1 tRNA gene and 3 rRNA genes are annotated in these 5,501 nt (G+C 49.5%); all 4 read right to left on the reverse strand.

The window, feature by feature from the left end:
• Positions 1-116, reverse strand: a 5S ribosomal RNA gene (gene rrf / locus BU202_RS10300).
• Positions 117-229: 113 nt separating this feature from the next.
• Positions 230-3,133 (reverse strand): 23S ribosomal RNA (locus tag BU202_RS10305).
• 397 nt (positions 3,134-3,530) lie between these two features.
• Positions 3,531-3,603: transfer RNA gene (locus BU202_RS10310), tRNA-Ala, on the reverse strand.
• Positions 3,604-3,788: 185 nt separating this feature from the next.
• Positions 3,789-5,336 (reverse strand): 16S ribosomal RNA (locus BU202_RS10315).
• The 16S, 23S and 5S rRNA genes sit together here with 1 tRNA gene alongside, the layout of an rRNA operon.
• Positions 5,337-5,501: the final 165 nt, after the last annotated feature.

Here is a 5,501-nt window from a genome sequence, read left to right on the forward strand (position 1 = left end):
GCTAAGCGACTACCATATCTCACAGGGGGCAACCCCCAACTACTTCCGGCGTTCTAGGGCTTAACTGCTGTGTTCGGCATGGGTACAGGTGTATCTCCTAGGCTATCGTCACTTAACTATGTTGAGTATACATGAGGTTCCCCTCTTTGTCAACTCAAAATTGAATATCTATTCAAAGCTCGCAAGTTATAAACCTTAACTCTGTGGCTCTATGAAATTGTACTTATTCTAGGATAAGTCCTCGAGCGATTAGTATTGGTCCGCTCCATTGCTCACACAACTTCCACTCCCAACCTATCTACCTGATCTTCTCTCAGGGCTCTTACTAACATATCGTTATGGGAAATCTCATCTTGAGGTGGGTTTCACACTTAGATGCTTTCAGCGTTTATCCCTTCCCTACATAGCTACCCAGCGATGCCTCTGGCGAGACAACTGGTACACCAGCGGTAAGTCCACTCTGGTCCTCTCGTACTAGGAGCAGATCCTCTCAAATTTCCTACGCCCGCGACGGATAGGGACCGAACTGTCTCACGACGTTCTGAACCCAGCTCGCGTGCCGCTTTAATGGGCGAACAGCCCAACCCTTGGGACCGACTACAGCCCCAGGATGCGACGAGCCGACATCGAGGTGCCAAACCTCCCCGTCGATGTGAACTCTTGGGGGAGATAAGCCTGTTATCCCCAGGGTAGCTTTTATCCGTTGAGCGATGGCCCTTCCATACGGAACCACCGGATCACTAAGCCCGACTTTCGTCCCTGCTCGAGTTGTGGCTCTCGCAGTCAAGCTCCCTTATACCTTTACACTCTACGATTGATTTCCAACCAATCTGAGGGAACCTTTGGGCGCCTCCGTTACCTTTTAGGAGGCGACCGCCCCAGTCAAACTGCCCGTCAGACACTGTCTCCCATAGTGATCAAACTATGCGGGTTAGAGTGGCCATAACACAAGGGTAGTATCCCAACAGCGCCTCCATCGAAACTGGCGTCCCGATCTCATAGGCTCCTACCTATCCTGTACATGTGGTACAGACACTCAATATCAAACTGCAGTAAAGCTCCATGGGGTCTTTCCGTCCTGTCGCGGGTAACCTGCATCTTCACAGGTACTAAAATTTCACCGAGTCTCTCGTTGAGACAGTGCCCAAATCATTACGCCTTTCGTGCGGGTCGGAACTTACCCGACAAGGAATTTCGCTACCTTAGGACCGTTATAGTTACGGCCGCCGTTTACTGGGGCTTCAATTCAGATCTTCGCGTTACCGCTAAACCCTCCTCTTAACCTTCCAGCACCGGGCAGGCGTCACCCCCTATACATCATCTTACGATTTAGCAGAGAGCTGTGTTTTTGATAAACAGTTGCTTGGGCCTATTCACTGCGGCTCAGTTAAACTGAGCACCCCTTCTCCCGAAGTTACGGGGTCATTTTGCCGAGTTCCTTAACGAGAGTTCTCTCGATCACCTGAGGCTACTCGCCTCGACTACCTGTGTCGGTTTGCGGTACGGGTAGAGTATGATACATCGCTAGAAGCTTTTCTTGGCAGTGTGACATCACTCACTTCGCTACTAAACTTCGCTCCCCATCACAGCTCAACGTTACAGGTATAAGCATTTGACTCATACCACGCCTCACTGATTAGCCAGACACTTCCAGTCGTCTGGTTGAGTTAGCCTACTGCGTCCCTCCATCACTTCATACTCTAGTACAGGAATATCAACCTGTTGGCCATCGGATACACCTTTCGGTCTCTCCTTAGGTCCCGACTAACCCAGGGCGGACGAGCCTTCCCCTGGAAACCTTAGTCTTACGGTGGATGGGATTCTCACCCATCTTGCGCTACTCATACCGGCATTCTCACTTCTATGCGTTCCAGCGCTCCTCACGGTACACCTTCGCCACACATAGAACGCTCTCCTACCATACCATTAAAGGTATCCACAGCTTCGGTAAATTGTTTTAGCCCCGGTACATTTTCGGCGCAGGGTCACTCGACTAGTGAGCTATTACGCACTCTTTGAATGAATAGCTGCTTCTAAGCTAACATCCTAGTTGTCTGTGCAACCCCACATCCTTTTCCACTTAACAATTATTTTGGGACCTTAGCTGGTGGTCTGGGCTGTTTCCCTTTCGACTACGGATCTTAGCACTCGCAGTCTGACTGCCGATTATATCTACTTGGCATTCGGAGTTTATCTGAGATTGGTAATCCGAGATGGACCCCTCACCCAAACAGTGCTCTACCTCCAAGAGACTTTACATCGACGCTAGCCCTAAAGCTATTTCGGAGAGAACCAGCTATCTCCAAGTTCGTTTGGAATTTCTCCGCTACCCACAAGTCATCCAAGCACTTTTCAACGTGCCCTGGTTCGGTCCTCCAGTGCGTTTTACCGCACCTTCAACCTGCTCATGGGTAGGTCACATGGTTTCGGGTCTATAACATGATACTAACTCGCCCTATTCAGACTCGGTTTCCCTACGGCTCCGTCTCTTCAACTTAACCTCGCATCATATCATAACTCGCCGGTTCATTCTACAAAAGGCACGCTCTCACCCATTAACGGGCTCGAACTTGTTGTAGGCACACGGTTTCAGGTTCTATTTCACTCCCCTCCCGGGGTGCTTTTCACCTTTCCCTCACGGTACTGGTTCACTATCGGTCACTAGGGAGTATTTAGGGTTGGGAGATGGTCCTCCCAGATTCCGACGGGATTTCGCGTGTCCCGCCGTACTCAGGATACTGCTAGGTACAGACTCTGTTTCGAATACGAGGCTTTCACTCTCTTTGGCTCCCCTTCCCAGAGGATTCTTCTACAAAATCTGAGTCCACATTGCAGTCCTACAACCCCGAAGAGTAAACTCTTCGGTTTGCCCTCCTGCCGTTTCGCTCGCCGCTACTAAGGCAATCGCTCTTGCTTTCTCTTCCTGCAGCTACTTAGATGTTTCAGTTCACTGCGTCTTCCTTCCGCTACCCTTAACAGGTAGGGATAACATGCATTACATGTTGGGTTCCCCCATTCGGACACCCCTGGATCATTGCTTACTTACAGCTCCCCAAGGCATTTCGTCGTTAGTCACGTCCTTCTTCGGCTCCTAGTGCCAAGGCATCCACCGTGCGCCCTTATTAACTTAACCTTATTTAACCTAATTCTTTCAAATTAGAAAACTCATTAATTCACAGCGTTTTCGGTTTATTTTCTTGTTACTATTTGATATAGATATTCAATTTTCAATGGACAAGTCTAAGATACTATGACCGTCCCAACTTGTTGGGCATTTTCGTAGAAAAATAGGAAACTGACGTAGTGTCTTTAGACACTAGGAAGGTTATCTTTTTTCCTAGAAAATGAGGTCGTGTTCAATTAATTGAACAATATCTTTCTCATTTAGGATAGCTACTCTAAATTGAGTAGTTGAACTCGAAACTAATTTCCTGAAAAATAGATAAATCGACTTGTGTTCATCGAACACTTCTTCGATTTCCTAATTTTCTACGGAAATTTTCGCAAGCGAATCGTTTCTCGTATCCTAATGGAGCCTAGCGGGATCGAACCGCTGACCTCCTGCGTGCAAAGCAGGCGCTCTCCCAGCTGAGCTAAGGCCCCTACTAATAATCTGGTATTCCTTATTAGTCTACAGTGGCTATTCTATTGTCTTGGGGTTCCGCTGGTCCCTGTCGTGCGCTACCGCTTCGACAAAGCTTCAACCTGCGGTTTCGCTTAGCTGAGCTAAGGCCCCACAAGACCTCTCAAAATTAAAGAAGACTACGTACAGAGTTCCATTTCCTTAGAAAGGAGGTGATCCAGCCGCACCTTCCGATACGGCTACCTTGTTACGACTTCACCCCAATCATCTATCCCACCTTAGGCGGCTGGCTCCTTACGGTTACCTCACCGACTTCGGGTGTTACAAACTCTCGTGGTGTGACGGGCGGTGTGTACAAGGCCCGGGAACGTATTCACCGCGGCGTGCTGATCCGCGATTACTAGCGATTCCGACTTCATGTAGGCGAGTTGCAGCCTACAATCCGAACTGAGACTGGCTTTAAGAGATTAGCTTGCCGTCACCGACTTGCGACTCGTTGTACCAGCCATTGTAGCACGTGTGTAGCCCAGGTCATAAGGGGCATGATGATTTGACGTCATCCCCACCTTCCTCCGGTTTATTACCGGCAGTCTCGCTAGAGTGCCCAACTCAATGATGGCAACTAACAATAGGGGTTGCGCTCGTTGCGGGACTTAACCCAACATCTCACGACACGAGCTGACGACAACCATGCACCACCTGTCACCAGTGTTCCGAAGAAAAGTTCTATCTCTAGAACGGTCACTGGGATGTCAAGACCTGGTAAGGTTCTTCGCGTTGCTTCGAATTAAACCACATGCTCCACCGCTTGTGCGGGCCCCCGTCAATTCCTTTGAGTTTCAACCTTGCGGTCGTACTCCCCAGGCGGAGTGCTTAATGCGTTAGCTGCGGCACTGAGTCCCGGAAAGGACCCAACACCTAGCACTCATCGTTTACGGCGTGGACTACCAGGGTATCTAATCCTGTTCGCTCCCCACGCTTTCGAGCCTCAGCGTCAGTTACAGACCAGAGAGCCGCTTTCGCCACCGGTGTTCCTCCATATATCTACGCATTTCACCGCTACACATGGAATTCCACTCCCCCCTTCTGCACTCAAGTTTGACAGTTTCAAAAGCGTACTATGGTTGAGCCACAGCCTTTTACTTCTGACTTATCAAACCGCCTGCGCTCGCTTTACGCCCAATAAATCCGGACAACGCTCGGGACCTACGTATTACCGCGGCTGCTGGCACGTAGTTAGCCGTCCCTTTCTGGTAAGTTACCGTCACTTAGCGGATTTTCCACTCCCGCTAACGTTCTTCTCTTACAACAGAGCTTTACGATCCGAAAACCTTCTTCACTCACGCGGCGTTGCTCGGTCAGGGTTCCCCCCATTGCCGAAGATTCCCTACTGCTGCCTCCCGTAGGAGTCTGGGCCGTGTCTCAGTCCCAGTGTGGCCGATCACCCTCTCAGGTCGGCTATGTATCGTCGCCTTGGTGAGCCGTTACCTCACCAACTAGCTAATACAACGCAGGTCCATCTGGTAGTGATGCAATTGCACCTTTCAAGCACTTACCATGCAGTAAGCACTATTATGCGGTATTAGCTATCGTTTCCAATAGTTATCCCCCGCTACCAGGCAGGTTACCTACGCGTTACTCACCCGTTCGCAACTCTTCCAACTCTAGCAAGCTAAAGTTTTCAGCGTTCTACTTGCATGTATTAGGCACGCCGCCAGCGTTCGTCCTGAGCCAGGATCAAACTCTCATTTAAAGTTTGAGTCTTCACTCATTCTGTCCACCGACAGATTTATTTTTTTCGTTCATTGACGGTTTATGTCTCCATAAACCACCCTGCACGTTTGGTTCGTCTTCTTTAATTTTCAAAGGTCTTGTCCGTCCGCTCTCTCAAGCGACAACTATATCAGTATATCACCTC

It is taken from the genome of Streptococcus cuniculi (assembly GCF_001921845.1).
Classification (GTDB): domain Bacteria; phylum Bacillota; class Bacilli; order Lactobacillales; family Streptococcaceae; genus Streptococcus; species Streptococcus cuniculi.